The sequence below is a fragment of the Actinorugispora endophytica genome (assembly GCF_004363075.1).
GTDB lineage: Bacteria > Actinomycetota > Actinomycetes > Streptosporangiales > Streptosporangiaceae > Actinorugispora > Actinorugispora endophytica.
On record NZ_SNYN01000001.1, the window covers coordinates 468,577 to 493,140 of the forward strand.

The 24,564-nt window shown below is 72.1% G+C and carries 24 protein-coding genes; 14 read left to right on the forward strand and 10 right to left on the reverse strand.

The window, feature by feature from the left end; all coding sequences use genetic code 11:
• Positions 1 to 290: 290 nt before the first annotated feature.
• A complete protein-coding gene (locus tag EV190_RS02155) occupies positions 291 to 488 on the reverse strand; it encodes a DUF397 domain-containing protein (protein WP_133739680.1) in 198 nt (65 codons plus the stop codon).
• Between the two features lie 10 nt (positions 489 to 498).
• Positions 499 to 1,329, reverse strand: a complete 831-nt coding sequence (locus EV190_RS02160; protein WP_133739681.1) for a helix-turn-helix domain-containing protein — start codon at positions 1,327 to 1,329, stop codon at positions 499 to 501.
• A gap of 197 nt (positions 1,330 to 1,526) precedes the next feature.
• Here EV190_RS02160 and EV190_RS02165 point away from each other — a divergent pair, with 197 nt between their 5' ends.
• Complete coding sequence (locus EV190_RS02165; protein ID WP_133739682.1) at positions 1,527 to 1,874, forward strand: hypothetical protein; 348 nt, start codon at positions 1,527 to 1,529, stop codon at positions 1,872 to 1,874.
• Positions 1,871 to 2,359: an ATP-binding protein gene (locus EV190_RS02170; RefSeq protein ID WP_133739683.1), complete on the forward strand. Its 489-nt coding sequence runs from the start codon at positions 1,871 to 1,873 to the stop codon at positions 2,357 to 2,359. The genes EV190_RS02165 and EV190_RS02170 overlap by 4 nt, the downstream gene beginning before the upstream one ends.
• Positions 2,360 to 2,434: 75 nt before the next feature.
• Here EV190_RS02170 and rbsK read toward each other — a convergent pair whose 3' ends face one another.
• Positions 2,435 to 3,334: a ribokinase gene (rbsK, locus tag EV190_RS02175; RefSeq protein ID WP_133739684.1), complete on the reverse strand. Its 900-nt coding sequence runs from the start codon at positions 3,332 to 3,334 to the stop codon at positions 2,435 to 2,437.
• A 45-nt stretch (positions 3,335 to 3,379) separates the two neighbouring features.
• Positions 3,380 to 4,168 (reverse strand): exodeoxyribonuclease III, encoded by a 789-nt coding sequence (locus tag EV190_RS02180; RefSeq protein ID WP_133739685.1) that lies wholly within the window; start codon positions 4,166 to 4,168, stop codon positions 3,380 to 3,382.
• 490 nt (positions 4,169 to 4,658) lie between these two features.
• Between EV190_RS02180 and EV190_RS02185 the strand changes: the two genes are divergently transcribed.
• The 6 genes from EV190_RS02185 to EV190_RS02205 all read left to right on the forward strand — a co-directional run bounded on the left by EV190_RS02185 (position 4,659) and on the right by EV190_RS02205 (position 9,852).
• Positions 4,659 to 5,384, forward strand: a complete 726-nt coding sequence (locus EV190_RS02185) for a response regulator transcription factor (RefSeq protein ID WP_133739686.1) — start codon at positions 4,659 to 4,661, stop codon at positions 5,382 to 5,384.
• Between the two features lie 8 nt (positions 5,385 to 5,392).
• On the forward strand, positions 5,393 to 6,787 hold the full coding sequence (locus EV190_RS02190) for a sensor histidine kinase (protein WP_133739687.1): 1,395 nt from the start codon (positions 5,393 to 5,395) through the stop codon (positions 6,785 to 6,787).
• Between the two features lie 56 nt (positions 6,788 to 6,843).
• Complete coding sequence (locus EV190_RS23225; protein WP_166655352.1) at positions 6,844 to 7,011, forward strand: hypothetical protein; 168 nt, start codon at positions 6,844 to 6,846, stop codon at positions 7,009 to 7,011.
• Between the two features lie 122 nt (positions 7,012 to 7,133).
• Positions 7,134 to 7,676, forward strand: a complete 543-nt coding sequence (locus EV190_RS02195; protein ID WP_133739688.1) for a hypothetical protein — start codon at positions 7,134 to 7,136, stop codon at positions 7,674 to 7,676.
• 41 nt (positions 7,677 to 7,717) lie between these two features.
• Positions 7,718 to 8,929: a winged helix-turn-helix domain-containing protein gene (locus EV190_RS02200; protein ID WP_133739689.1), complete on the forward strand. Its 1,212-nt coding sequence runs from the start codon at positions 7,718 to 7,720 to the stop codon at positions 8,927 to 8,929.
• A 443-nt stretch (positions 8,930 to 9,372) separates the two neighbouring features.
• Positions 9,373 to 9,852 (forward strand): lamin tail domain-containing protein, encoded by a 480-nt coding sequence (locus EV190_RS02205; protein WP_133739690.1) that lies wholly within the window; start codon positions 9,373 to 9,375, stop codon positions 9,850 to 9,852.
• A 463-nt stretch (positions 9,853 to 10,315) separates the two neighbouring features.
• Here the strand turns inward: EV190_RS02205 and EV190_RS02210 are convergent, their stop codons facing one another.
• A complete protein-coding gene (locus tag EV190_RS02210; protein ID WP_133739691.1) occupies positions 10,316 to 11,458 on the reverse strand; it encodes an acetyl-CoA C-acetyltransferase in 1,143 nt (380 codons plus the stop codon).
• Positions 11,459 to 11,603: 145 nt separating this feature from the next.
• Between EV190_RS02210 and EV190_RS02215 the strand changes: the two genes are divergently transcribed.
• The 5 genes from EV190_RS02215 to EV190_RS02230 all read left to right on the forward strand — a co-directional run bounded on the left by EV190_RS02215 (position 11,604) and on the right by EV190_RS02230 (position 15,775).
• Positions 11,604 to 12,449 carry an ATP-binding cassette domain-containing protein gene (locus tag EV190_RS02215; protein WP_133739692.1) on the forward strand — a complete coding sequence of 282 codons (846 nt, stop codon included), beginning with the start codon at positions 11,604 to 11,606 and terminating at the stop codon, positions 12,447 to 12,449.
• Positions 12,446 to 13,108: an ABC transporter gene (locus EV190_RS02220; protein ID WP_133739693.1), complete on the forward strand. Its 663-nt coding sequence runs from the start codon at positions 12,446 to 12,448 to the stop codon at positions 13,106 to 13,108. Before EV190_RS02215 ends, EV190_RS02220 begins: the two co-directional genes overlap by 4 nt.
• Positions 13,109 to 13,213: 105 nt before the next feature.
• Positions 13,214 to 14,356 (forward strand): acyl-CoA dehydrogenase family protein, encoded by a 1,143-nt coding sequence (locus EV190_RS02225; protein ID WP_133739694.1) that lies wholly within the window; start codon positions 13,214 to 13,216, stop codon positions 14,354 to 14,356.
• A 42-nt stretch (positions 14,357 to 14,398) separates the two neighbouring features.
• On the forward strand, positions 14,399 to 14,569 hold the full coding sequence (locus tag EV190_RS23230) for a hypothetical protein (RefSeq protein ID WP_166655353.1): 171 nt from the start codon (positions 14,399 to 14,401) through the stop codon (positions 14,567 to 14,569).
• A 279-nt stretch (positions 14,570 to 14,848) separates the two neighbouring features.
• Positions 14,849 to 15,775: a YihY/virulence factor BrkB family protein gene (locus EV190_RS02230; protein ID WP_243742331.1), complete on the forward strand. Its 927-nt coding sequence runs from the start codon at positions 14,849 to 14,851 to the stop codon at positions 15,773 to 15,775.
• 26 nt (positions 15,776 to 15,801) lie between these two features.
• Here the strand turns inward: EV190_RS02230 and EV190_RS02235 are convergent, their stop codons facing one another.
• The 4 genes from EV190_RS02235 to EV190_RS23845 form a co-directional block, all read right to left on the reverse strand.
• Positions 15,802 to 18,048 carry a SpoIIE family protein phosphatase gene (locus EV190_RS02235; RefSeq protein WP_133739695.1) on the reverse strand — a complete coding sequence of 749 codons (2,247 nt, stop codon included), beginning with the start codon at positions 18,046 to 18,048 and terminating at the stop codon, positions 15,802 to 15,804.
• A 192-nt stretch (positions 18,049 to 18,240) separates the two neighbouring features.
• Positions 18,241 to 18,951: a metal-dependent transcriptional regulator gene (locus EV190_RS02240; RefSeq protein ID WP_133739696.1), complete on the reverse strand. Its 711-nt coding sequence runs from the start codon at positions 18,949 to 18,951 to the stop codon at positions 18,241 to 18,243.
• Between the two features lie 284 nt (positions 18,952 to 19,235).
• Positions 19,236 to 19,901 carry a pyridoxamine 5'-phosphate oxidase gene (gene pdxH / locus EV190_RS02245; RefSeq protein ID WP_133739697.1) on the reverse strand — a complete coding sequence of 222 codons (666 nt, stop codon included), beginning with the start codon at positions 19,899 to 19,901 and terminating at the stop codon, positions 19,236 to 19,238.
• A 95-nt stretch (positions 19,902 to 19,996) separates the two neighbouring features.
• Complete coding sequence (locus tag EV190_RS23845) at positions 19,997 to 20,167, reverse strand: hypothetical protein (protein WP_243742349.1); 171 nt, start codon at positions 20,165 to 20,167, stop codon at positions 19,997 to 19,999.
• On the opposite strand from EV190_RS23845, the gene EV190_RS02250 reads away from it, so the two are divergent.
• A complete protein-coding gene (locus EV190_RS02250) occupies positions 20,096 to 21,151 on the forward strand; it encodes a citrate synthase 2 (RefSeq protein ID WP_243742333.1) in 1,056 nt (351 codons plus the stop codon). The two genes, EV190_RS23845 and EV190_RS02250, sit on opposite strands and share 72 nt — an antisense overlap.
• A 91-nt stretch (positions 21,152 to 21,242) precedes the next feature.
• Here the strand turns inward: EV190_RS02250 and EV190_RS02255 are convergent, their stop codons facing one another.
• Complete coding sequence (locus EV190_RS02255) at positions 21,243 to 24,524, reverse strand: hypothetical protein (protein WP_133739699.1); 3,282 nt, start codon at positions 24,522 to 24,524, stop codon at positions 21,243 to 21,245.
• Between the last annotated feature and the right edge of the window lie 40 nt (positions 24,525 to 24,564).

The following is a 24,564-nucleotide window of genomic DNA, read 5'->3' on the forward strand; positions in this document are numbered from 1 at the left end:
CCTTCGCGCGGGTGAGCCTGCTCGCCTGGTGGTGTGGGGCCGGGTGGTCGGGAGCGTCGGGGAAGCCGTGAGCACGTCCCGGCTTCCGCTCGGTCGATACGTCAACCGGTTCCATGTCCTTGTCCTGGGCGATGGCCGCGACGAGGTCCACGGACTCCGACAGGCTCAACGCGACTCTCTCAGCGTTCACGCGGGTCCCGTCGATGATCTGGCGTCAGCGTTCTAAAAACCTGGTTCTTGGAACGCTGACGCCAGATCATCGACGGGGGTGGGCCGAAGGCCCTCCGTGGCTAGAGCCCGGCGCGCTTGACCGCGAGCAGGAACGCCGCCCACTCGGGAGCCGCGAACACCAGATGCCCGCCCCCCGGGTCCTTGGAGTCCCGCACCACGAAGGAAGAAGAAAGAGGGGCGCACTCGACGCAGTTGGCGTGCGGTCCGCTGTAGGAGCTCTTGCGCCACCTGCCGTGGTCACTCGCCGGCGCGTTCATCTTCGCTCTCTCATTCCTGGCCGAGATCCTTGGCGATGGCGGCGATGAAGTCCACCGACTCCTCAGGACCCAAAGCGATCTCCCTCAGCCTAGCCATCTCTGTTTGGTAGAACGCGACCTGGTACCCCTCCTCCAGGAAGAAGCCCGAGATTCCATGATCCAGATAGACGATCGGGCTGTTCCTGGCGAAGGTGAGGATCTCCAGTGAACCGTCCAACCCGTTGTGTCCGCCGAGGGAGAAGGGCAGGACGCGGACGGTGACGTTGCCTCGTTCGGCCGTCTCGCAGATCTGCCGGAGTTGTCGGCTCATGAGCCGCGAGGAGACGATCGGACGCCGCAACGCCCCCTCGTCGATCGCGAACTCGACTTCTGGCGCGTTCTCTTTTCCGAGGACTGTTTGGCGCCCCATGCGAGCTACCACCCGGACTTCGATGTCACCTTCGGGGACATGGCACGCCTTCATCACGGCTCGGGTGTAGTCCGCCGTCTGGAGCAGACCCGGAAGCCACAGAGGTTCGAGGTTGAAGATCCGATCGGCTTCCGCTTCGAGTTCTATGAGGGTGTGCGACTCGCGGGAGAGGCCGCCGCGAACCTCTAACAGGCTGAGATCCTCTGTTTTCTCCACCCTCGCCAACAGGCGTTCGCGCTCGTGGCCGGTTACTCCGTAGACGGCGAGCAGGGACGCCGCATCCGTCGGGCTGATGCCTTGCTGTCCGTTCTCGATGCGGGAGATCTTCGACGACTGCCAGCCGAGCTTGTCCGCAGCGTTGCGCATGCTGAGTTTCTTCTCCATGCGCAGCGCACGAAGCTCACGTCCCAGCCCTCGACTCGCAACACCCATCAAGTCCTCCCTTGTTTCAAGAACGCCACGCAGAGCCTAGCGATGCGGAACTCCCGACTCCCTTGCCTTCCGCCAGAGCAGCGTTGCCAGGAAAATTTATTGCCCAGAGATCTAGCAGCAACATCGCAGCGCTGCTTTACTTGAAGCAACGAAATCAGCACTCTTCGTCTCCTGGGAGGACTGTGATGTCTTCAACCATGCCCTCAGCCGCTCTGCGGCCACAGCCGGGCGAAGCCCGGCGGTTGTTGCTCGCCCGGCTTCAGGCCGAGATCCACGCGCTGGGCGGGACCGCGCTGGTCGCGCTCGGCGGGTCCGACAACCCCGTGCTCTACACCGTCCGCGACGGCCGCCGGGTGGCGGTGGTCGCGGTCCGGGTCGGCGACGCCTGGTGGTTCATCTGGGGCAGGCGCGACCAGGCGGCGGCCGAGCACCCCGACGCCGCCGCGCGCCGCCTCACCGGTCCCCGGCCCCACGCGCCCGCCGGTCTCCTCGCCCGCCGCCCCCAGCCGCGCGGCGCCCGCCGCTCCCTGAAGGCGGTGGCGTGAGCGTGGACCCCGCCCCCGTCTCCCTGCTCAGCGACGGCCGGTCCTTCCCCGGCGCGGCCCCCCAGTGCCGCGAGGCCCGCTGGTGGACGCGGGCACTGCTCCGGCCCTTCCCCGACATCGCCGACGCGGTGGAACTGGTGGCCGGCGAGTTCTTCGCCAACGCCGTCACGCACACCCGGTCCGGCCGCCCCGGCGGCCTGGTCTTCGTGAGCCTGGTGGCCCTGGTCGGCGGCGTCGTCCACCTGGAGGTCGTCGACCAGGGGCAGGCCCGCACCGAGGCCCGGGTCAAGCCCCCCGACCCCGACCGCCCCGGCGGCCGCGGCCTCTTCATCGCCGACGCGCTCTCCCACGCCTGGGGCCGCGTCCCCGCCGAGGGCGACCCCCTCCACGGCGTCTTCGCCGCCGTCCCCGACGGCTACGACGGCCCCATGGTCACCTGGGCCGACTTCCGCACCAGGAGCGGCCCCGGACCGAACCCCCGCTGATCCCGAGCCCGAGCACCCCGCGCGGCGGCTGTCCCTTCCGCTTCGAGCGTCGCACCACAGCCGCCCCTCACCCGCTCAGAAGGCGTCGATCTCCGCCCGGGACGGCATCGAGGTGCTCGCGCCGTGGCGCTGGACGGACAGGGCCGCCGCCTTCACCGCGAAGCGCAGGGCCGCCTCGGGGTCGCCGCCCTCGGCGCGGGCCACCGCGAACGCGCCGCAGAAGGTGTCCCCGGCCGCGGTGGTGTCCACCACCGCGACCCGCACGGCCGGGACCCGGATCGGGTCCCCGCCCCGGCGGCCGTACAGCACGCCGTCCCCGCCGAGCGTGACGACCGCCTCGGGCACCAGCTCCAGCAGCGCGGCCAGGGCGCGGTCGGGGTCCCGGTGGCCGGTGACCGCCGCCGCCTCGTGCTGGTTCGGCACGACCAGGTCCACGTTCTCCAGCAGCTCCGGCGGGAGCGGCCGGGCGGGCGCCGGGGTCAGCACCGTGGGCACGCCCGCCGCGCGCCCCGCGCGGGCCGCGGCGACGACGCCCTCCATCGGCAGCTCCAACTGGAGCAGCAGCGCGTCGCTGCCCTCGATCAGCGCGGCGTCCCCGTCCCGCAGGCCGGTGACGGCGTCGTTGGCGCCGGGGACGATGATGATGGAGTTGGCTCCGGCGCCGTCCACGACGATGTGCGCCACCCCCGAGGCCCCGGGCTCCATGCGCACGCCCGACACCTCGATGCCGTGGTCGACGAGGTTGGTGCGCAGCTGGGTGCCGAACGCGTCGTCGCCGACCGCGCCGAGGAAGGCGACGTCGGCGCCCGCCCTGGCCGCCGCGACCGCCTGGTTGGCGCCCTTGCCCCCGGGCACCTGCCGGAACTCCCGGCCCAGGACGGTCTCGCCGCTGGCGGGCGCGGTGTCCGCGTAGGCCACGAGGTCCATGTTGACACTGCCGAATACCGCGATCCGCGGCGCTGCTGCTCGGTTCATCCCAGGTACGTTACCCAGGTTCCCGGTCCCGCGCGCGGAGTGGTCTCAGCCGAGTTCCACGATGACGGGGGCGTGGTCCGACGCGCCCTTGCCCTTGCGCTCCTCGCGGTCGACCATCGCGCCGGTGACGCGTTCGGACAGCTTCGGGGAGGCCATGACGAAGTCGATGCGCATGCCCTTGCGCTTGGGGAAGGACAGCGCCTTGTAGTCCCAGAAGGTGTACACGCCGGGGCCGGGGGTGTACGGGCGCGCGACGTCGGTGAAGCCGGCGTCGACCACCGCCTGGAAGGCGTCGCGCTCCGGTTTCGTGACGTGCGTGCTGCCCTCGAACGCGGCCATGTCCCACACGTCGTCGTCCTGGGGGGCGACGTTCCAGTCGCCGCACAGCGCGATCCGCGCCTCGGGGTCCTCCTTGAGCCAGCCCTCCCCCGCCGCGCGGAGCCGGTCCAGCCACTGGAGCTTGTACGCGTAGTGCGGGTCCTGGACGTCGCGGCCGTTGGGGACGTACAGGCTCCACACCCGGACCCCGCCGCAGACCGCCCCGATCGCGCGGGCCTCGGCCGCCGCGGGGTCCCCCCAGCCGGGCTGCCCGGGGAAGCCGACCCGGACGTCGTCGAGCCCGACCCGCGAGGCGATCGCGACCCCGTTCCACTGGGACAGCCCGTGGTGGGCGACCTCGTAGCCGAGGTCGGTGAAGACCGCCTCGGGGAACTGCTCGGCCTTGCACTTCGTCTCCTGGATCGCGACGACGTCCACGTCGCTGCGCTCCAGCCAGGCGGCGACGCGCTCGCCGCGGGCCCGGACGCTGTTCACATTCCAAGTCGCCAATCGCACACCGCAAGGCTAACGCCCCGGTGCGACGGCCCGACGCCGCGCCGTGCGCGGTTCCCGGGCACCGAGGCGGCCCTTGGCGCGGCCGTCCTCCGCACCAAGGGCCGTGCACGACTCCCGGCACACGGTGGAGCTCGTAGTCGCTGTTGAGTTAGATGACCACACCCGGTCCACGGTTCACACGATTTTCCCGAAATTCACTGCGTCACAAACAGGCAACGCAGGGCAAGGGATCCTTCCCCGACCGCCTTCCGGCGGCGGAGTCCAGGGTTCTCCCAGCCTCTGCCCGGCGGAATCACAGGATCTGTCCGTTATATGGGGAGTCCGCCCCCGCCTCTCCCTTCGGCCGGTCCCCGGCCGCGCGGACGCGGGTCCGGCGGAGCACCCCGCGTCGGGCGGCGGCCGCGGCGCGGCCCCGGACGAGGCGCCGTCCCCCGTACCGGTGCGAACTACCATGGGCAGATGCCCCGACGCCTTCCCGCTAGGTGAACCGATGACGGACGCAGAGACCACGCCGAGACCGCACGTGCTCGTGATCGACGACGAGCCCAACATCCGGGATCTGGTCCAGGCCGCGCTGCGCTTCCACGGGTTCGACGTGAGCACCGCCGGGACCGGCGGTGAGGGGCTCTCCCTCGCCCGGGCCCGGCGGCCGGACCTGATCCTGCTGGACGTGCTGCTGCCCGACATCAGCGGCTTCGACGTCTGCCGCCGGCTCCGCGAGGAGGACGACGACGTCCCCGTCATCTACCTCACCGCCCGGGACACCCCCTCCGACACCGTCACCGGCCTCTCCCTCGGCGGCGACGACTACGTCACCAAGCCCTTCTCGGTCGAGGCCCTGATCGCCCGGGTGCGCGCCCTGCTGCGCCGCGCCAAGCGCGAGCCCGGCTCCGCCGCGCCCACGGCGGACGGGGTGCTCCGGGTCGCCGACCTGGAGCTGGACGAGCGGACCTGGACGGTGCGCCGCAGCGGCGTTCCCGTCGAGCTGTCCCCCACCGAGTTCCGGCTGCTCGCCTATCTGATGGGCAACGCCGGGCGGGTCCTGACCCGGGCCCAGCTCCTGGAGAACGTCTGGGGCTGGGACTACGCGGGACAGTCCCAGATCGTGGAGACCTACGTCAGCTACCTGCGGCGCAAGCTGGACCCGTTCGGCCCCAACCTGATCCACACCCAGCGCGGGGTGGGCTACGCGCTGCGCGCCAAGGACGAGAAGTAGGGCCGCCGGTGCCCCCGGGAACGCTCCGCTCACGCCTGCTGGTCGGCCTGCTCATCGTGACGGGGGTCGGCCTGCTGGTGAGCTCGCTGGTCAGCGTCCTCACCCTGCGCGCCTTCATCAACGAGCGGCTCGAGGCCCAGCTGCTGCTCACCACCGAGCGGGCCATGGTCCGGCTGGACAACGGGACGCCGCCGGTGGGCGTCGACGCGCCCAGTCCGTCGCCGTACTTCGTGATCCTGCTCAACCCCGAGACGGGCGAGGTCAACCAGATCTACGGCGACACCTTCCGCGAGGACGTGGTGCTGAACCGCATCGCCCGGCTCTCGCTGGAGGAGCTGCGCTCCCACGCCTCCTCCCAGGAGATCTTCGAGGTGGACGTCCCCAACGGCACGGTGCCCCCGCACATGGTCACCGTCCGGGCCCGCCACGACGCGATCATGGTCAGCGGGGTGCCCACCGAGGAGCGCCAGGACTACCCGCGCCAGCTGATGACGGTGCAGATGATCACCGCGGTCCTGCTCCTGGGCGCGCTGATCCTGGCCGGGGGAAGGCTGATCGTGCGGGCGCTCGCCCCGCTGAACCGGATGGCGACCACCGCCGGGCGGATCAGCACCGGCTCGGACCTGGCCGACCGGATGCCCGACGCCGACCCCTACAGCGAGGTCGGACGGCTCGGGATGGCGATCAACACGATGCTGGGGCGGCTGGAGAACGCCTTCAGGGCCAAGGCCGAGTCCGAGCGCCGGGTCCGCGACTTCGCCGCCGACGCCTCCCACGAGCTGCGGACCCCGCTCACCACGATCCGCGGCTACACCGAGCTGTACCGGCAGGGCGCGATCCCGCCGGAGGACCTGCCCGAGGCCATGGGCCGGGTGGAGGGCGAGGCCACCCGGATGTCCCAGCTGGTCGCGGAGCTGCTGGAGCTGGCCCGGCTGGACCGCACCGGGTCGCTCGAACTGGCCACCTGCGACCTGGCGACGCTGGCCCGGGACATGGCCGGGGACGCCGCCGCGCTGGAACCGGACCGGAGCGTCACGCTGGACGTGCCCGACCGGCTCTTCTGGGAGGTCGACGAGACGCGGTTCCGCCAGATCCTCGCGAACCTGCTGGCCAACGTCCGCGAGCACACCCCCGCGGACACACCGGTGACGATCCGGCTGCGCGCGCACGCCGACGAGGAGGCCGTCCTGGAGGTGATCGACGCGGGTCCGGGGATGCCCCCCGACGACGCGGCCCGCGCCTTCGACCGCTTCTACCGGGGCACCCGCTCCCCGGGCGCGGGCAGCGGCCTCGGGCTGTCCATCGTGCAGGCCATCGCCGCCGCCCACGGCGGCGCGGTCGCCATCGACTCCCGGCCCGGCGAGGGCGCCACCGTCACCGTGCGCTTCCCGGCCCGGCACTGACCCGGGCGGGTCCGGCCTGCCCGGGAGCGGAGGGACGGGGCGGATAGATTGGGGGCATGGACATCGCGATCGTCTGCCAGGACTGCCACGGCAGCGGCTACCGGGTCCGGGTCTACGGGTACGTGTCCGCCGACGACGACCACGCCGAGATGCTGGTCCCCCGTGACTGCGAACCCTGCAACGGCTCCGGGCGGATCCTGACCTCCGGCTGGTCGGCGGGCTGATCCCGTCCGGCTTCCGGGCCCCGGACTTGTCCAACCGGCGGAAGACTCAATAGCCTTCGACGGGAACCCCCCTTCGCCGGCATCCCGGCACTCCCAGCCGTCCCTTGAGGAGGCGTCCCCCCATGAGCCTGGAGCCCGATGCTCCCGTTTCCCCGGACTCCGGCCCCCGCCACCGGTTGCGGCAGAAAGCGTCCCCCTCGCGCGCGCCGGACCTGGTCCGGTGGTCGCTGACGGTCGCGTCCGCACTCGCCGTCGGCTGCGCCGTGGCCCTCGCCCTCCTCGTCCAGCCGGTGGAAGGGCACGACCCGCAGGAGGCGGCGTCCCTCGTGCCGCCCGCCGTCCCCTCGGCCTCCCCCTCCCCGGTCGAGGCCACCCCGTCCTCGACGCCCTCACCGCCGTCCCCGCCGCCCTCCGCCGAGGCCGCCGCCTCGGGCGCCGCGGAGGTCACGACCGAGGAGGTCCGGGAGACCGAGGCCCCTCGGCCTCGGCCCGAGGCCGAGAGCCCCGCCCCGGCGCCCTCCCCCGAGGACTCCTCGTCCCCGGCGCCCTCCCCCGAGAGGGGCGAGGACGGGAACGGCAGCGGAGGCGAGGAAGAGGAGGACGACCAGCAGGAGGACGACGACTCCCCCGAATGGTGGGAGTGGCCCTGGGGCCACCGGCACTGACCACTTGGCGCCCGCCTCCGCACGCCGTTACGTTAGTACTCGTGTACGAATCAACACCGCTGCCCCACCCCCGGCGCGACGCCGTCCTCTCCCGCCCGCAGGCCCGCCGGGTGGCACTGGGAGCCCAGGGGTTCACCGACCGGCGGCCCTCCGCCCCGGCGACCATGCGGCACCTGCGGCGGGTGGTCGACCGGGTCGGCGTCATCCAGATCGACAGCGTGAACGTGCTCTCGCGCAGCCAGTACCTGCCGGTGTACTCGCGGCTGGGCCCCTACGACCGGACGCTCCTGGACCGCGCGGGCACCGCGCGCAGCCGCCACCTCGTGGAGTACTGGGCGCACGAGGCGAGTCTCGTCCCTCCCGGGACGCACCGGCTGCTGCGCTGGCGGATGGCGCGCGCCCGCGACGAGGCGTGGGGCGGCATGCGGCGGATCGCCGCCGAACACCCGGACCTGGTGAAGGCGGTGCTCGCCGAGGTGGACCGGATCGGCCCGGCCACCGCGCGCCGGGTCGAGGCCGCGCTCGAACACGACGCGCCCCGGACCAAGGACCAGTGGGGCTGGAACTGGTCGCTGGTGAAGTCCGCGCTGGAGTACCTGTTCTGGTGCGGCGAGGTCACCACCGACGGACGCACCCAGCAGTTCGAGCGCCGCTACGACCTGCCCTCCCGGGTGCTCCCGGCGGCCGTGCACGAGGCCCCCGACCCCGACCCCGCCGACGCCCGCCGGGAACTGGTGGCCATCGCGGCCCGCGCGCACGGCGTGGCCACCCAGAAGTGCCTGCGCGACTACTTCCGCCTCGACGCGGGCCAGGCCCGCGCGGCGATCGCCGACCTGGTGGACTCCGGCGAGCTGGTACCGGTGCGCGTCGAGGGCTGGAACCAGCCCGCGTTCCTGCACCGCGACGCCCGGTTCCCCCGCGCGGTGGCCGCCCGCGCCCTGCTCAGCCCGTTCGACTCGCTGGTCTGGGAGCGCACCCGCACCGAGGAGCTGTTCGGCTTCCGCTACCGCCTGGAGATCTACGTCCCCGCGCCCAAGCGCGTCCACGGCTACTACGTGCTGCCGTTCCTGCTGGGCGACCGCCTGGTGGCCCGGGTCGACCTGAAGGCCGACCGCGCGGCGGGCGTGCTGCTGGTCCGACGCACCACGGTCGAACCGGACGCGCCGCCCGAGACCGCGCCGGAACTGGCCGCGGAACTCGCCCTGATGGCGGAGTGGCTCGGCCTGGAACACGGCGTGCGGATCCCGGAGTAGGGAACCTCCGGCGCGGGGGTGAATTCGGGCACCGGTGGTTTTGTTGACGGTCGTGGGCTTTCTGCCCGTTTCGGGGCCGGGAAGGGCAGAAAGCCCAAGACCGTCAACGAAACCCTCACGCAACGGACATCACGGGCGCGGCCCCGACCCGCACCCGCCGTCGCCGCCCGTTGTGACCCCGCGATCCGCGTGGCGTGAGGCCGAAAGACCCCCGAAGCACCGGTGCCCGAATCACCCCCGCGCCGGAACCCCCATAGTCCCGGGTTCCTCGGAGGCACACCGGCCGCCACGGCGCATCCCCTCGCCTGGGGATCGCCGAGGCCGCTTGAGGCCACCCGTTCCCCGCTCCGAACAGGCGTTCCGGCCCTGCCCGGAGGACCCGGGCCCCTAGGATCCGGTTGAGGGGCCGGTTCCACGGCCCCCTGACAGAAAGTCCCCCGAAGATGCGTGCACGCACCCTGGCCGCCGCCCTCGTGGCGGCCCTCACCGCCGCGCTCTGCCTTGCGGCCCCCGCCGAGGCCGCCCCGGCGCTCCAGTTCACCTACGCCCGCTACGACAGCCCGGGCACCGACACCGGATCCAACAAGTCGGTCAACGGCGAGTACGTGACCATCCGGAACACCACCAACAGGACCGTCAACCTCAGGGGCTACGTCCTGCACGACGCGCCCTCGGCCGCGAACCGGTCCAAGGGCCGCAAGTGGAACTACGCCTACACCTTCGGCAGCTACTCGCTCGCCGCGGGGAAGTCGGTGACGGTGTACACCGGGACGGGGTCGGCGGGCTCCACGAGCCGGTACTGGGGGTACAAGCGGTACGTCTGGAACAACGACGGGGACACCGCGACCCTGCGCAGCCCCGGCGGCTCCGTGGTCGACAGCTGCGTCTGGCGCTCGAAGGGGTCCGGCTCCACCAGGTGCTGACGCCTGCCCCTTCCCTCCCGGTGACCGTGACGTCTCCGGGGTCTCAACCGCTTCCGAGACCCCGGAGACGTCACGGTCACCGGGAGAGGGAGGGCGCGGGACACCAGGGGGTCTCCGGTGCGGGGGTGATTCGCGTGCCGGTGTTTCGGGTGGGTCTTTCGACCTCACGCCGTGCGGATCGCGGGGTGACGGCGGGTGCGGGGCCGGAGGCCCGCGCGTCCCCACCGGATGTCCGTGACGCGGCGGTCCGAAGGCCGGCCCCGCCCCCACCCGGAATGATCACGGGCTTTCCGCCCTTCCAGGCCCCGAAACGGGCAGAAAGCCCAAGACCGTCAACAAAATCCCCACACACCGGACATGATGGACGCGACCTCGATCCGCACCCGCCATCACTGCCCGCTGTAACCAGGCCCCGAGCGGACCTCGACCCGACAGGGCCCGAACCCCCCGCGCCGAAGCCTCCCTAGACCCGCTCGATGACGGTGACGTTGGCCTGGCCGCCGCCCTCGCACATGGTCTGCAGGCCGTAGCGGCCTCCCGTGCGGTGCAGTTCGTGGACCAGCTTGGTCATCAGGACGGCACCGGTGGCGCCCAGCGGGTGGCCCAGGGCGATGGCGCCGCCGTTGGGGTTGACCCTGGCCGGGTCCGCCCCGGTCTCCTCGATCCAGGCCAGCGGGACGGGGGCGAACGCCTCGTTGATCTCGGTGACGTCGATGTCGTCGATGCCGAGCCCGGACTTCTCCAGCGCGATCCGGGTGGCCGGGATCGGCGCGGTGAGCATGTACACCGGGTCGTCCCCGACCAGGGAGAGCTGCACGATCCGGGCCAGCGGGGTGAGGCCGTGCCCGGCGACGGCCCGCTCGGAGGCGATCAGGAGCGCGCTCGCGCCGACCGAGATCTGGCTGGCCACGGCCGCGGTGATCGCCCACCCCTCGCGCAGGGGCCTGAGTCCGGCCATCTTCTCCAGGCTGGTGTCGGGACGCACGCCCTCGTCCCGGGCGACCCCGGCCAGCGGCGCGATCTCCTTGTCGAAGCGCCCCCCGTCACGCGCCTCGGCCGCCCGGCGGTGGCTCTCCAGCGCGTACTCCTCCAGGTCGGCGCGCTTGTACCCCCACTTCTCGCACATCAGCTGCGCGCCGCGGAACTGCGAGATCTCCTGCGCGCCGTACCGCTCGGTCCAGCCCTCGCCGTAGACCGGGATGTCGTTGTCGACGGCGAACCGGGCGTTGGCGCCCATCGGCACCATGCCCATGTTCTCCACACCGGCGGCCACCACGAGGTCCTGAGTCCCGGACATGACGCCCTGCGCGGCGAAGTGCACGGCCTGTTGGGAGGAGCCGCACTGGCGGTCGATGGTGACGCCCGCCGTGGTCTCGGGCAGCCCCGCCGACAGCCACGCGGTGCGGGCCAGGTCCAGCGCCTGCGGTCCGACCTGGCTGACGCAGCCCATGATCACGTCCTCGACCGCGGCCGCGTCCACCCCGGTGCGCCGGACGAGCTCCTTGAGGACGTGCGCCCCCAGGTCGGCCGGGTGCACCGCGGCGAGCGCGCCCTTCCTGGTCCCGACCGGTGTGCGGACGGCCCCGACGATGTATGCCTCAGCCACGGTTCCTCCTGGAGGACGTCGTTCCCGACGGTTCGGACTATCCAACCGAACGATATTCGGTTCTGTTGGAATGGCAAGAGCCGGGCCCGCCCGCGCGCCTCCCCGCTTACCGGCACTTCACCTCCCGCCCGGGGATAATTCCGCCATGCTGCTAGAACGGGTCGGCAAGCGGTACCACCCGCGCGCGCCGTGGGTTCTCCGCGACATCGACCTCCACCTCCCCGAGTCCTCGCTGGTCCGGATCTCGGGCGGGAACGGCGGAGGCAAGTCCACCCTGCTGCGCCTGCTCGCGGGGGTCAGCGCGCCCACCGCCGGGAGTGTCCGGAACCGGCCGCGCACCGCGTACGTGCCCGAGCGGTTCCCGCCCGCGCTGCCCTTCGACGCCGCCCGCTACCTGCGGCACCTGGGACGGGTGCACGGCCTCGGCGCCGCCGAGGCGGCACGCCGGGCCGACCACTGGACCGAGCGGCTCGGGCTCGGCGACCACGCGCGCTCCCCGCTGCGGCAGCTGTCCAAGGGCACCTCGCAGAAGGTCGCGGTCGCCCAGGCCCTGATGGCCGAACCGGGTCTGCTGGTGCTGGACGAGGCGTGGACCGGGCTGGACGCGGGGTCCCGGGCCGTGCTGGACGCGGCGGTGCTGGACAGGGTCGCGGCGGGCGGACGGGCGGTCTTCGTGGACCACGACCCGCGGCGGCTCGCCGGCCGCGTCGACGCCGCCTACGCCGTCACCGGGACGGGGCTGCGGCCCGTCGGGACCGCCCCCGCGCCCCCTCCCGGCGCGCGCGTGCTCATCGAGGTCGACGGGCTCGGCCCGGAACCGCTCCCCGCCCTGCCCGGCTCCCCCGAGGTGACGCCCGCCACCTCCGGCCGCACCCGGTTGACCGTCTCCGAACACCACTCCGACGCGCTGCTGCGCGCCCTCCTCGACCTGCCCTCCGCCCCGCACGTGCGCGCCGTGCGCGGCGCCACCGACCCCGGGGAGTCCGCGTGACCGCCCTCATCGGCTACCGCCTCGACCTGGTCCTGCGCTCCTACCGGTGGGTGCCCCCGCTCCTGCTGTGGGCGGTCGTCGTGGCGATCGGCAGCATGCCGGGACAGCCGCTGACCGAGGCCCTCGCCTACAACTCCGCCGCGCTGCTCCCCGCCGCCGCGTGGCTGGCCCGCGTCTGCCTGCTCGCCGAACCCGACGCGGCGCGGGCCTGCGCGGCCGCCGCGCGCGGCCCGGTCCGGACGCACCTGTCGGGGGTGGCGGCGGCGCTGCTGGCCGGTGCCGCGCCGGCCCTGCTGGGCATCGGGGTCGCCGCCGCGTTCACCGGAAGGACCGATCCCGCTCTGCGCGGCGCCGCGGACTGGGCGGGGGCGCTGGCGGTGGGCTGCGCGACCGGGGCGGCGTGCGTCCTGGTCGGGGTGGCGGTCGGGGCGCTGTGCACGACCCTGCTGGAGCGCCGCCCGGCCTACGCGGTTCCCGCCACCGGACTGCTGACGGTGACGGCCCTGCTGGTCGCGGGCTCGCCCGCCAACGCGGCGATCACCTCGGTGACCGGCGGCCCCGAGGCGACGCCCGTCCAGGCGGCGGCGCTGGCCGGGGCCCTCGCCCTGGCCGCCGCAACCGCCTGGGGCACCGCGCTCGTCGCGCGCCGCCGGTATTGACACCAGCGCCCTCTGCAAAACCGAACTCAATTCGGTTACTGTGATCCACAGCACACGGCTCCGTTCCGGAGACCGCCCGCACCGCGACGCCGAGGGGTCAGTCCTATGCAGAGGGAGCTGTTCGAGGCCGAGCACGACCTGTTCCGCGACTCGGTGGCGGAGTTCCTCGAGCGCGAGGTGACGCCGTTCCACGGCCAGTGGGAGAAGGACGGGATCGTCCCCCGCGACGTGTGGCTCAGGGCCGGGGAGGTCGGCGTCCTGGGACTCGGGGTGCCCGAGGAGTTCGGCGGCTCCGGGGTCGCCGACTACCGCTTCAACGCCGTCGTCGGCGAGGAGATCTGCGCCGCCGCCGCGTCGGGGCTCGGCTTCACCCTCCAGAACGACGTCGTCGCCCCCTACCTCGTCGGGCTGACCGACGACGAGCAGAAGCGCCGCTGGCTCCCCGGCTTCTCCCGGGGCGAGCTGATCGGCGCCATCGCCATGACCGAACCGGGCGCGGGCAGCGACCTCCAGGGCATCCGGGCCACGGCCGTCCGCGACGGCGGTGACTACGTCCTCAACGGGCAGAAGACGTTCGTCACCAACGGTGTCAACGCCGACCTGGTGATCGTGGTGGCCCGCACCGACCCCGACGCGGGGGCGCACGGGATCTCGCTGCTGGTGGCCGAACGCGGCATGCCCGGCTTCGAGCGCGGCCGCAACCTCGACAAGGCCGGCCTCAAGGCGCAGGACACCGCGGAGCTGTCCTTCACCGACGTCCGGGTCCCCGCGGCCAACCTGATCGGCCGGGAGGGCGGGGGCTTCCTCCACCTGATGCGCAACCTGCCCCAGGAGCGGCTGGCCATCGCGGTGTCGGCCACCGCCTCCGCCGAGCGCACCCTCGCCCAGACCATCGCGTACTGCAAGGAGCGGACGGCTTTCGGACGCCCCATCGGCGCGTTCCAGAACACCCGTTTCGTGCTCGCCGAACTCGCCACCGAGGTCGAACTGGCCCGCGTCTACGTGGACCGCGCCATCACCCTGCACAATCGCGGCGGGCTCGACGCCGCGGACGCCGCCAAGGCGAAGTGGTGGACGAGTGAGCTCTGCAACAAGGTGATGGACCGTTGCCTCCAGCTCCACGGCGGGTATGGGTACATGATGGAGTACCCCGTGGCGAAGGCCTGGCAGGACGCCCGCATCCAGTCGATCTTCGGTGGCACCACCGAGATCATGAAGGAGATCGTGGGCCGTTCGCTGGGCCTGTGAAGCGCCACACCCCCTACGGGCCCCGGCGAAAGGCACAACACCATGAGCGGCGCGTTCGACGGCGCGATCGTACTCGGACTGCTGGTCCTCTTCGTGATCCTCGGAATCCGCTGGCTTCGCAAGCGCGTGCAGATCCCGTGGACCACCAGCGGACTCGTCCTGTTCTTCGTCGTCCTGGTCCTGCTGCTGTGGGCGTACCAGACCACTACCTGACCTCCTGACCTGGAACTCCCCCCTCGATCCACGGTTCGTCCGCTCCTCCCGGGGCAGGTGCGGGCTCTAGAGGCGAGGAGAAGGGGGAGTTCCGTGAGCACATCCGAACACGGTCGGCGATCCGGGCGGGCGACCGTCGGCGACGACCGCTCCATCGACCTCCCACCGCAGAGGGGGAGGCACTCCGAGGACCTGCCTTCGGGAGGGCCCCCCCGAGGCGCCGACCGCGCCTCCGACTCGGGGGACCACCCCGGCGGCGGCTACGCCGAGCCCGACTCCCTGAGCGAGCTCCCGGCGACGTCGTGGTGGGCGTCGCTCAAGCGGACCGTCGTGGAGTTCAAGGAGGACAACCTGACCGACCTGGCCGCCGGGTTGACCTACTACTCCGTGCTGTCCCTCTTCCCCGCCCTGCTGGTGCTCGTCTCACTGCTGGGCCTGGCCGGGCAGTCGGCCACCGACGCCATCGTCGGCGAGCTGAGCGCCGTCGCCCCCGCCGAGACCACGACCATCGTGAACACCGCCCTGCAGACCCTGCAGCAGAACCAGGCCGCTGCCGGGCTGTTCGGTCTGCTCAGCCTCGCCGTCGCGCTGTGGTCGGCGTCCGCCTACATCGCCGGCTTCATGCGGGCCTCCAACGTGGTCTACGACGTCCGCGAGGGGCGCCCGTTCTGGAAGACGCTGCCCATCCGGGTCGGCGTCACCCTGCTCATGCTCGTGCTGCTGACCATCAGCGCGCTGATCGTGGTCTTCTCGGGCGGGCTGGCCGAACGCGCCGGAGAACTGCTGGGCCTGGGCCCGGTGGCGGTCACCGTGTGGCGCGTCGCCAAGTGGCCGGTGCTGCTGGTCCTGGTGAGCTTCATCATCTCGCTGCTGTACTGGGCCGCCCCCAACGCCAGACGCCCCTTCCGCTGGGTGAGCCCGGGCAGCCTGCTGGCCGTCCTCATCTGGGTGGCGGCGTCCGCGGCGTTCGCCTTCTACGTCGCGAACTTCGGCTCGTACAGCAGGACCTACGGAAGCCTGGCGACCGTCGTCATCTTCCTGGTGTGGCTGTGGATCTCCAACATCGCGATCCTCCTGGGCGCCGAGTACAACGCGGAGATCGAGCGGAGCCGCGCCATGGCCGGGGGGCAGCCGATCTCGGAGGAGCCCTACGTCGAGGTGCGCGACGAGCCCGGCCCCAGGCCGTTCACCGAGGGGAGCCCGTAGGACCGCGGCGGTCCGGCGGAAGCGCCCTACTCCTCCGGCCGCATGGAGATCTCGAACCACACCGCCTTGCCCTCGGGGGTCGGGCGCGACCCCCAGCGGGAGGCCAGCTGGTCGACGAGGTAGAGGCCGCGGCCCCCCTCGTCGTCGGCGCCCGCGGTGCGGATGCGGGGCAGGCGCAGGTCGTTGTCGAAGACCTCGACCCAGACGGAGGAGGCCCCGCGGCGCAGCCGGAGCAGGAACTCCCGGCTGCTGACGGCCTCCGGCTCGCCCTCGGCAGCCTCCTCCAGCAGGTCCGACCAGTCCTCGTCGAACTCGTCGAAGCCCTCCAGGGCGGGCTGGACGTCGGAGTCCTTCACGCCCTCCTCGGTGAACTCGCGGCTCACCGGGTGCGGGGTGGCGTGGATGACGACGTTGGTGACGATCTCCGAGACCAGCAGGCAGGCCAGCTCCGCCTGGTCGCGGTCCATGCCCCAGTCCTTGAAGGTGTCGGCCGCCAGATGCCGCGCCTCGCCCACGGTGGGGGCCTCGGCGGGGAACCAGCTCTGCTCCAGCCCCAGCTCATCGGGGTGCGACCGGACGACCAGCAGGGCCGTGTCGTCCTCCATCTCGCCCGGGACCGCGTTCTGCGCGACCATCGCGATCTGGTCGACGTCCTTGTCCGCGACCTCGCGGACCCGCTTGTGCAGCAGCCTCAGGGCGCCGTCCACGTCGATCGAACCGCCGAGCGGCCGGCGCGCGACCAGGCCGTCGGTGTACAGCAGCAGGGTGGCGCCCGGCGGGAGCGTGAGCGTGGACTGCCGGTAGACCGAGTCCCCCGGCACGCCCTTGGGCTTGACGCCCAGCAGCTTGTCCCGGAACTCCAGCTCCAGGTCCGTGACCTCCCCGCCGCAGATCAGCAGCGGGGGCTGGTGCCCCGCGTTGGCGTAGGTCAGCTCCCGGGACCAGGCGTCGTAGGCCATGTAGAGGCAGCTCACACTGGGTACCCAGGTCCCGCCCTCGCCGTCGGGCTGGCCGAGTCTGCGCACCCACTCGTCGAGTTCGCGCAGGATCTCGTCGGGCTCGCGGTCGGCCTGGGCGAAGGCCCGCAGGGCCGCGCGGAGCTGGCTCATGACGGCGGCCGCGTGCGGCCCGCGTCCCTCGACGTCGCCGATGACGATCCCGACCCGTCCGGCGGACAGCGGGATCACGTCGTAGAAGTCTCCGCCGACCTGGGTCTGGACGCCGTGGCCGTGCGCCTCCAGCGGCTTGGCGGGAGCGTAGTCGTGCGCGATCGACAACCCGTCGAACTCCGGGAAGTCCCGGGGCAGCAGGCTGTTCTGGAACGCCAGCGCGGTGTCCCGCTCCTCCTCGAACAGCCGGGCGTTGTCGATGGACAGCGCGACCCGGGAGGCGATGGCGCCGATGAGGTCGCGGTCGAAGCTGTCGTAGTCGGTCTTGTTCCGGGCCGAGAGGCTGGAGAGGGCGAGCGTGAGCACGCCCAGGACCTCGCCGCGGGCGCGCAGCGGCGCCGCGATGACCGACGTCACCCCCACCTGCTCGGACACCTTCGCCGAACGCCCGTTCGGCGCGACCTTGTTGAGGTGCGAGTAGTCGCCCGCGATCACCGTCTCCATGCGCCGGATGGCCTTGTGGACGAAGTGCTGCTCGGAGTAGCGGACCTCCTCGCCGACCTCCGTCCAGCTGCCCGGCGGGGGGCTCCAGCCCTCGGCGTGCACCGAGACGCGGCGCACCAGGTGGTCGTGGTCGTAGAGGTCGATGAAGCAGTGGTCGGCGAACTGGGGGACCAGGGTCTCGGCGACGGCCTTCATCGTGGTCCCGAACTCCAGCGAACTGGCGAGGCGGCGGCCGATCCGGTCCAGGAGGCCGTACTGCTCCTCGACCCGGCCGCTGCGCAGCGCCTCGTTGGCGAAGACCGCCACGCCGTCCACGGCGTCCGGGGACCGCTTCGTCGGGACCGCGCTGACGCGCACGTGCACCCAGGTGGAGTCGCCGCGCAGGACCGCGAAGGTGCCCTCCCAGGTGTCGCCCCGGAGCACCCGGCGGATGAGTTGGGCGACGTGCTCGTGGTCGGACTCGTGGATGCCGATGTCCACCAGGGGGACGCCGAGGTAGTCGCGCCCTCCGACGAAACCGAAGAGCTCACCGGCGTGGGCGTTCCAGTACCGCAGGTTGCCGAAGCGGTCCGTCACCAACACGGCGACCTGCGCCTGCTCCAGGACCTCCGCCCCGGCCAACGCGTTGTCGTCGTAGAAGGCTTCCCCCCACCGCTTCATTACGCAGCCACCTCGCCGTCACGGACCGTACTCATGATGACCGACGCGACCCGCTCCGTCCTCCGCCAGACGAGCGTACGCGCTTTCATGTCTACCGGCCCACGCCATGTGGCGAGAGTAGCAACAGCCCCGATGTATCCGCAGAGCAACGTGACATCTCGCGGACCGTCCGCACGGCCCGGAAGACACGCGCTAGGGCCTGGCGACGAAAATGTGAGTGGCGATCTGCCGCGGTAGTTCGGTCGGCTCGCCATCCTCGCGGGTACCACCAATCACTCGCACACCCTCGTCGCTCGCGACGAGCGTCACTTCCTCTTCGGGCTGCACCCCGGCGCGCTTGAGGGCGAGCATGACCTCGGTGTCGCTCTGCACCTGCTCGCTGATGCGGCGGACCGTCACCACGACCGGGCTGCCGGACGCCACCTCGATCATCGGGACGATGGAGCCGTCGGCGAACGGCTCCGGCGAATAGTCCACCAGGCCCAGCTCGTCCAGGCCGGGGACCGGGTTGCCGTGCGGACAGGTCCACGGCGCCTTGAGCAGTCCGACCAGGCGCTCCTCGACGGCCTCGGAGATCACGTGCTCCCAGCGGCACGCCTCGACGTGGACGTCCTCCCAGGGCAGCCCGATGATGTCGACCAGTAGCCGCTCGGCCAGCCGGTGCTTGCGCATGACGTGCGTGGCCAGGCGGCGGCCCTCGGCCGTCATGACCAGGTGCCGGTCGTTCTCCACGCGGAGCAGGCCGTCGCGCTCCATGCGCGCCACGGTCTGGCTGACGGTGGGCCCGCTCTGCTGGAGGCGTTCGGCGATGCGGGCCCGAAGCGGCACGATGCCCTCTTCTTCGAGCTCGAAGATCGTACGGAGGTACATCTCCGTGGTGTCGATGAGTCCGTGTGCGGTCAAAGCTCCCTCTCCCGTCTTGGGCCCGTTGAGAGCGGATAACGGTGTTCGTCTCAACACGGGCCGGCGCGCGGGTGTTCCGGTGACCGCGCTCTCGGGCGGTCCGGAGTGGGGTCAGCCCGCCGATCCGATCTGAAAGCGCGTTCCCGGCCGCGGAAACGGCCACCGTTCGGGGTCAATCATAGCCTGACGGAACACCTCCCATTTCGGGGAAATGTGATTCACGACACTCTTTGGAGCGGCCTCCGATTCCCGCCGTTCCGCACCCCTCGTCCGAGGGGAGCGCCTCACGGGGAGAGCCGGTCGATCACCCAATCGCCGTCGGAGGCCGCCCCGGCGGCCAGCAGGTACCGGAAGCGGTCGTGCATCCGGTCGCTCCGCCCCTGCCAGAACTCCACCTCCCGCGGCACGAGACGGAACCCGCCCCAGTAGGCGGGCCGGGGGATCTCGACGCCGGGCGGCCACACCTCCGCGAACCGCGCGTACAGGCCGTCGAGCCCGGCGCGGTCCGCGACCGGGGCGGACTGGCGCTCGCTCGCCCACGCGCCGAGCTGCGAACCGCGGGGGCGCCGTGCGAAATACTCGTCGTTCTCCCGGTCCGTGAGACGTTCGACACTTCCGGAAATCATGACTTGACGCCGGATCGCGTGCCACGGAAACACCACGCAGGCGCGCGGGTCATCTTCGAGCGAGCGTCCCTTGCGCGACCGGTAGTTGGTGAAGAATCGCAGGCCAGCGTGGTCGTACCCCTTCATGAGGACCGTCCTGGCGCGCGGCGCCCCGGTGGGGTCGATCGTCGACAGCACCATCGCGTTGGGCTCCGCCAGCCCCGATGTGTGGGCTTGTGTGAACCAGGTGTGAAACTGCTCCATAGGGTGCGAGGACAGCTCAGAACGGCACAACGGCGTACCGTCGTACGGTTCACGCAGCTCAGCAGGGTCACAATGGTTCACAGTGGTGCATCCTCACATGACCTGTGGGGTAGGCGCCACCTGGCGGCAGGACCATTAGCGACACCTCGCGTGTCATTGGAAAATCCCCAAACGGTTCAATGGATCCATCCCTTCCTAGGACCGAGGAGACGGAGGAAGCCGGTATGTCGGACTTCAAACCCGGGCTCGAAGGAGTCGTGGCGTTCGAGACCGAGATCGCCGAACCGGACAAGGAGGGCGGTGCCCTTCGGTATCGGGGCGTCGACATCGAGAATCTCGTCGGTCATGTCACCTTCGGGCGTGTTTGGGGGCTGTTGGTCGACAACAGCTTCAACCCCGGACTTCCCTTCGCGGACCCGATCACCCTGCCGGTCTCGACCGGTGACGTCCGTGTCGACGTGCAGAGCGCGCTGGCGACCCTCGCACCGCTGTGGGGCTTCAAGCCGCTGCTCGACATCGACGACGCGGAGGCGCGCGACAACGTCGCCCGCGCCACCGCCGCAGCGCTCTCGGTGATCGCCCAGTCCGCCCGAGGCGACCGGCCGAAGGTCGCGCAGAGCCGTGTCGAAGAGGGCACGACCATCGTCGAGCGGTTCATGATCCAGCTCCGCGACGAGCCGGATCCCCGCCACGTCAAGGCCGTGGACGCCTACTGGACGTCCGCCGCCGAGCACGGCATGAACGCCTCGACGTTCACCGCCCGCGTCATCGCGTCGACCGGCGCCGACGTGGCCGCCGCGCTCTCGGGCGCGGTCGGCGCCATGTCGGGTCCGCTGCACGGCGGCGCCCCGGCCCGCGTACTGCACATGCTGGACGAGACCGAGCGCATCGGCGACGCGCGCAAGTACGTCACCCAGGCCCTCGACAAGGGCGAGCGGCTCATGGGCTTCGGCCACCGCGTCTACCGCGCGGAGGACCCCCGGGCCCGCGTCCTGCGCCGTACCGCCAAGGAGCTGAACGCCCCCCGGTACGAGGTCGCCGCCTCCCTGGAGAAGGCGGCCCTGGACGAGCTGCACGCCCGCAAGCCCGACCGCGTGCTCGCCACCAACGTGGAGTACTGGGCCGCCGTCGTGCTGGACTTCGCCGAGATCCCGTCGTCGCTGTTCACCTCGATGTTCACCAGCGCCCGCACCGCGGGCTGGTCGGCGCACATCCTGGAGCAGAAGCGCACCGGCCGCCTGGTGCGCCCCAGCGCCGACTACACCGGTCCCGCCGAGCGCGCGCTCTCCTCGGTCGAGGGCGCGGACGAGGCCGTGGCCCAGGGCGTCTGACGGCCTGGCCCGACCCCCGCGAGGCCCCCGCGACCTGACGACAGGCCGCGGGGGCCTCTCCCGTGGGCGGGTCCTCGGGCCGCCCGGGGTCTCAGGGCAGGCAGTTGGGACCCGGGGCCCACCGTTCGAAGGTGATCCGGCCGCACGCCGCCAGCACGTGCTGGGTGTCCTGGGGGCCCGCCTGGACCAGTTGCACGAGCTTGTCGTCGAACCAGTACCCGTCGCCCGGCCGGTCGAAGGCCAGCGTCCCGCTGACCCCGACCAGGTCCCTGGTCCGCTGGATCGCGGAGAGCAGGTCCGACGGCGGTTCATCGGAGCGCTCCGGGCCGAACTGGGACCGCTGGGCGCGGTCGACGGAGTCCGAGACCACGGTCAGGGTGTCGTAGGCCATCGCGGCGTGCGCGACGGAGGGGCCCCGGACCCGGTCCTGGTGCTCTGTCACGTCGATCTCCGAGGGAAGGTCGAGTTCCTCGCTGAGGCGGGCCAGGTTGGCGTAGAACGGCCGCTCCCCGTTCCCCCCGGTGAGCCCCCAGGTGCCCGTGGCCGCCAGCGGTGTGTAGTAGACGGGGGTCTGGCCGCTGACGTCCCCCAGGTGCGTCAGGTTGTCGGTGGCGTACTGGGCGATGTCGTCCGACCCCATGACCCGCACTCCGCCGGGGCACCGCCCCGTCTGCTGGAGGGCGTTGAGGAAGCCGCCGAAGTCGGCCGACCGGCCCGCGTAGTAGAACAGTTCGGGCGGGTCCGCGCAGACCTCCCGGACCACGTCCTGCAGGCTCGGCTGCCCTTCGCCGCCGTAGGGGACGACCCCCGGCGGGAAGCCCTCCGCCGCCTCCGCCCCGGCCTCCCCGCCCAGGGCGGTGAACCGGGCCATGAAGCTGCCCGCCAGGTCCACCCCGTAGCTCTCCGTGCTGGAGTCGTCGGCGACGGCGACCGCCGACCTGGACGGCTCCAGACTCCCGTCGGCGCTCTCCGCGCCCGACCAGCCCCACTGGGCGGCCTGCCGGGCGAGGCGGGTGTTGGACGGCGCGATGGGGAAGAAGAAGTCGGTGCGCTCCTCACCGATCCGGGCGATGTCGTCGTAGGTCGCGGTGCTGGAGACCATGGGCAGCCCGAACTTGGAGAGCGCCCCGATGGTGGCCGTCGTCGTGGTCAGGCTCTGCCCGAAGCCGACGGCCGCCATGATGCTGTCGTCCTTCCTCATCTCCTCGCCGATCCGCTCGGCCACCGTCTCCCCGTGCGCCCATCCGGGACCGGTGTTGGCCAGCAGCAGCCGGATGAGCGGGACGCCCTGGTTCACGGCGTCGTCGTTGTGCATCTCCTGGCGCAGCGCCAGTCCCGCGAGCTCGCCCTGGACCCCGGCGAGCCTGCTGTTGTCCGCGTCGGGGTCGCGGACCGACATCTGCCCGAAGTAGACCACCGTCACATAGGGGTCCTTCTTCGTGTCGATCGCGTCGTTCTGCTCCCTGATCCGGTCCTGGACCGACTCCAGCCTCGGGTCGAAGGGGAACGAGCCGTCGGTGAAGCCGACGCAGTCCCTGGCGCCGCTCCCCGTCGTGGCCCCCCACACCCCCTGGTGCCGGACCATCGGGCGCCAGCACTCGCCGTTGAAGTGGTCCACCGCCCAGCCGGCCCCGAGCAGCGGCGCCAGCACGGCCAGGCTGACGACGGCCCGGCGCAGGGCCTCCTGCCGTCTCCTCCTCCTGCTGGGGACCCTGGCCTCGCGTCCCCTGAGGCCGTCGGGGATCCTGCCGCCCAGCGCCGCCCGCGCCCCGGCCGTGGGACCGAGGTCCCAGGAGAGCACCCGGCTCGGGCCCAGGTGCGCGCCGCGGTGGCGCCGGAGCGCCCAGTCGGTGATCTCCTGGACGAGCGTCCTCTCGCCGTTCCGGTCCTCGGGCGCGTCCGGCGGCCGGTCCGCTCCCACCGGGCCGGGGACGACCGTGACGACGACCAGGGGGTCCGGCGCGTACTCGGTGGTGCGGACCTCCTCGATCGCCTCGACGAGGTCGATGCGCCGGGCCGGGGACTCCGAGACGCCGTCCCAGCGGGTCGCGGTCCGGTCCGCGATCAGGACGGGGCGGTCGAACGCCGTCCGGTAGCGGCGCTTGGGGTAGGCCTCCTCCAGGTCCGCCAGGACCGCGTTGACCAGGAGCAGCCGCAGCCGGTGCGCCTTCTCTCCGAGCTCGGCGCGCCGCCTCTTGCCGAGGCCGGGACCCGAAGGCCCGTACACCACCGCCTGGTAGGCCCGACCCACCTCCTGGGCGACGATCCGGTGGTCCGGGAACAGGGACTGCTCGGTCTCCGGCTGCAGGGAGAACTGCCCGGTCAGCCACCGGTAGGGCCGCCACGGCTGGCTCCAGCACAGGTAGACCAGTCCGCGCAGGAGCGCGATGAAGGAGAAGACCAGGACCGCGATGACCTGCTCGAGGGTCTCCAGGTCGGGCACGTTCTGCACGCCCAGCAGGAGGAACAGGCCGAGCAGGAGGTTGACGACGAAGCCCAGCGGCGTCATGACCTTCTGGTCGAACCAGTCGAACGCCGGGACGTTCCCGTCCTTGCCGTCGTTCCCCCGGATCCTGTCGACCACGGTGTACAGGCCCGCGTAGAGGACCTGGTAGACCAGCCTGCCGACGCCGTCGAGGACCCCCTGTCCGGCGCGGACGGCCCACACCCGGGCCGACCGCGCCGTCCGCAGCCGGCCGTCGTCCCCCGCGCCGCGCCGGGCCGCGGAGCGCTCCTCCGCGGCCCTGGACCGCAGTGCCTCGGCGATCTCGGGGGAGCTCCTGACCCCGCTGTCCGCCTCCCGGGGTTCGAGCCAGCCCCCCGACGGCCGCCCCGAGCTCTCGGCCTGCGTCCCGAAGACCTGGAACAGCGCCAGCAGGGACTCGGTCCTGGGGAACTCCAGCGGATCGGGCGACCTCCAGTCGGGGTCGGCAACCTCTGTCCGCCGCTTCGCGAACTCCTCGACCAGCCCTCTGACGTCGGCCTCGGTGCGCAGCAGGTCCTCCGCGGCGCCGCCCTCTCCGTTCGGGGCCTTCTCGGGGTCGGTCCTCTCGGCCTCCGCCAGCACCGCGACGGGCTGGTTGGCGCTGCGGGCCAGCAGCAACCCGGTGATGATCCCGGCGTCGGCGCCGGGAGGCTCCTCCCCCGCCCGGAGCTCCAGCACGGGGAGCGGCCGCTGTTCCACGGCCTCGTCTCCGCGGCTGAGAAAACGCCAGGGGCGGCGGCGCCGGATCCGCCGCTCGGCCTTGCGGCGGCCGGCGACCAGTTCTCTTCCGAGGGGCCGGCGCGCCTTGTCGTAGGCGTCGAGGAACTCCGGCACGTAGGCGGGGCTTCCGTCGGGGGGCGCGGAGCCCTGTCGCTGATCCTCTGTCACGAAACAGGATGCCTTTCTGGGGGGCACGCCGCGGGAGAAC

Excerpts from the sequence above, each read along its gene's own strand:
- EV190_RS02215 (WP_133739692.1), top strand. The coding sequence starts at position 11,604 with ATGCTGCTAGAACGGGTCGGCAAGCGGTACCACCCGCGCGCGCCGTGG.
- EV190_RS02155 (WP_133739680.1), bottom strand. The coding sequence starts at position 488 with ATGAACGCGCCGGCGAGTGACCACGGCAGGTGGCGCAAGAGCTCCTAC.
- EV190_RS02205 (WP_133739690.1), top strand. The coding sequence starts at position 9,373 with ATGCGTGCACGCACCCTGGCCGCCGCCCTCGTGGCGGCCCTCACCGCC.
- EV190_RS23225 (WP_166655352.1), top strand. The coding sequence starts at position 6,844 with ATGGACATCGCGATCGTCTGCCAGGACTGCCACGGCAGCGGCTACCGG.
- EV190_RS02225 (WP_133739694.1), top strand. The coding sequence starts at position 13,214 with ATGCAGAGGGAGCTGTTCGAGGCCGAGCACGACCTGTTCCGCGACTCG.
- EV190_RS02185 (WP_133739686.1), top strand. The coding sequence starts at position 4,659 with ATGACGGACGCAGAGACCACGCCGAGACCGCACGTGCTCGTGATCGAC.
- EV190_RS02195 (WP_133739688.1), top strand. The coding sequence starts at position 7,134 with ATGAGCCTGGAGCCCGATGCTCCCGTTTCCCCGGACTCCGGCCCCCGC.
- rbsK (WP_133739684.1), bottom strand. The coding sequence starts at position 3,334 with ATGAACCGAGCAGCAGCGCCGCGGATCGCGGTATTCGGCAGTGTCAAC.
- EV190_RS23845 (WP_243742349.1), bottom strand. The coding sequence starts at position 20,167 with ATGACCGACGAGATTCTCGATGTCGACGCCCCGATACCGAAGGGCACC.
- EV190_RS02160 (WP_133739681.1), bottom strand. The coding sequence starts at position 1,329 with ATGGGTGTTGCGAGTCGAGGGCTGGGACGTGAGCTTCGTGCGCTGCGC.
- EV190_RS02235 (WP_133739695.1), bottom strand. The coding sequence starts at position 18,048 with ATGAAGCGGTGGGGGGAAGCCTTCTACGACGACAACGCGTTGGCCGGG.
- EV190_RS02165 (WP_133739682.1), top strand. The coding sequence starts at position 1,527 with ATGCCCTCAGCCGCTCTGCGGCCACAGCCGGGCGAAGCCCGGCGGTTG.
- EV190_RS23230 (WP_166655353.1), top strand. The coding sequence starts at position 14,399 with ATGAGCGGCGCGTTCGACGGCGCGATCGTACTCGGACTGCTGGTCCTC.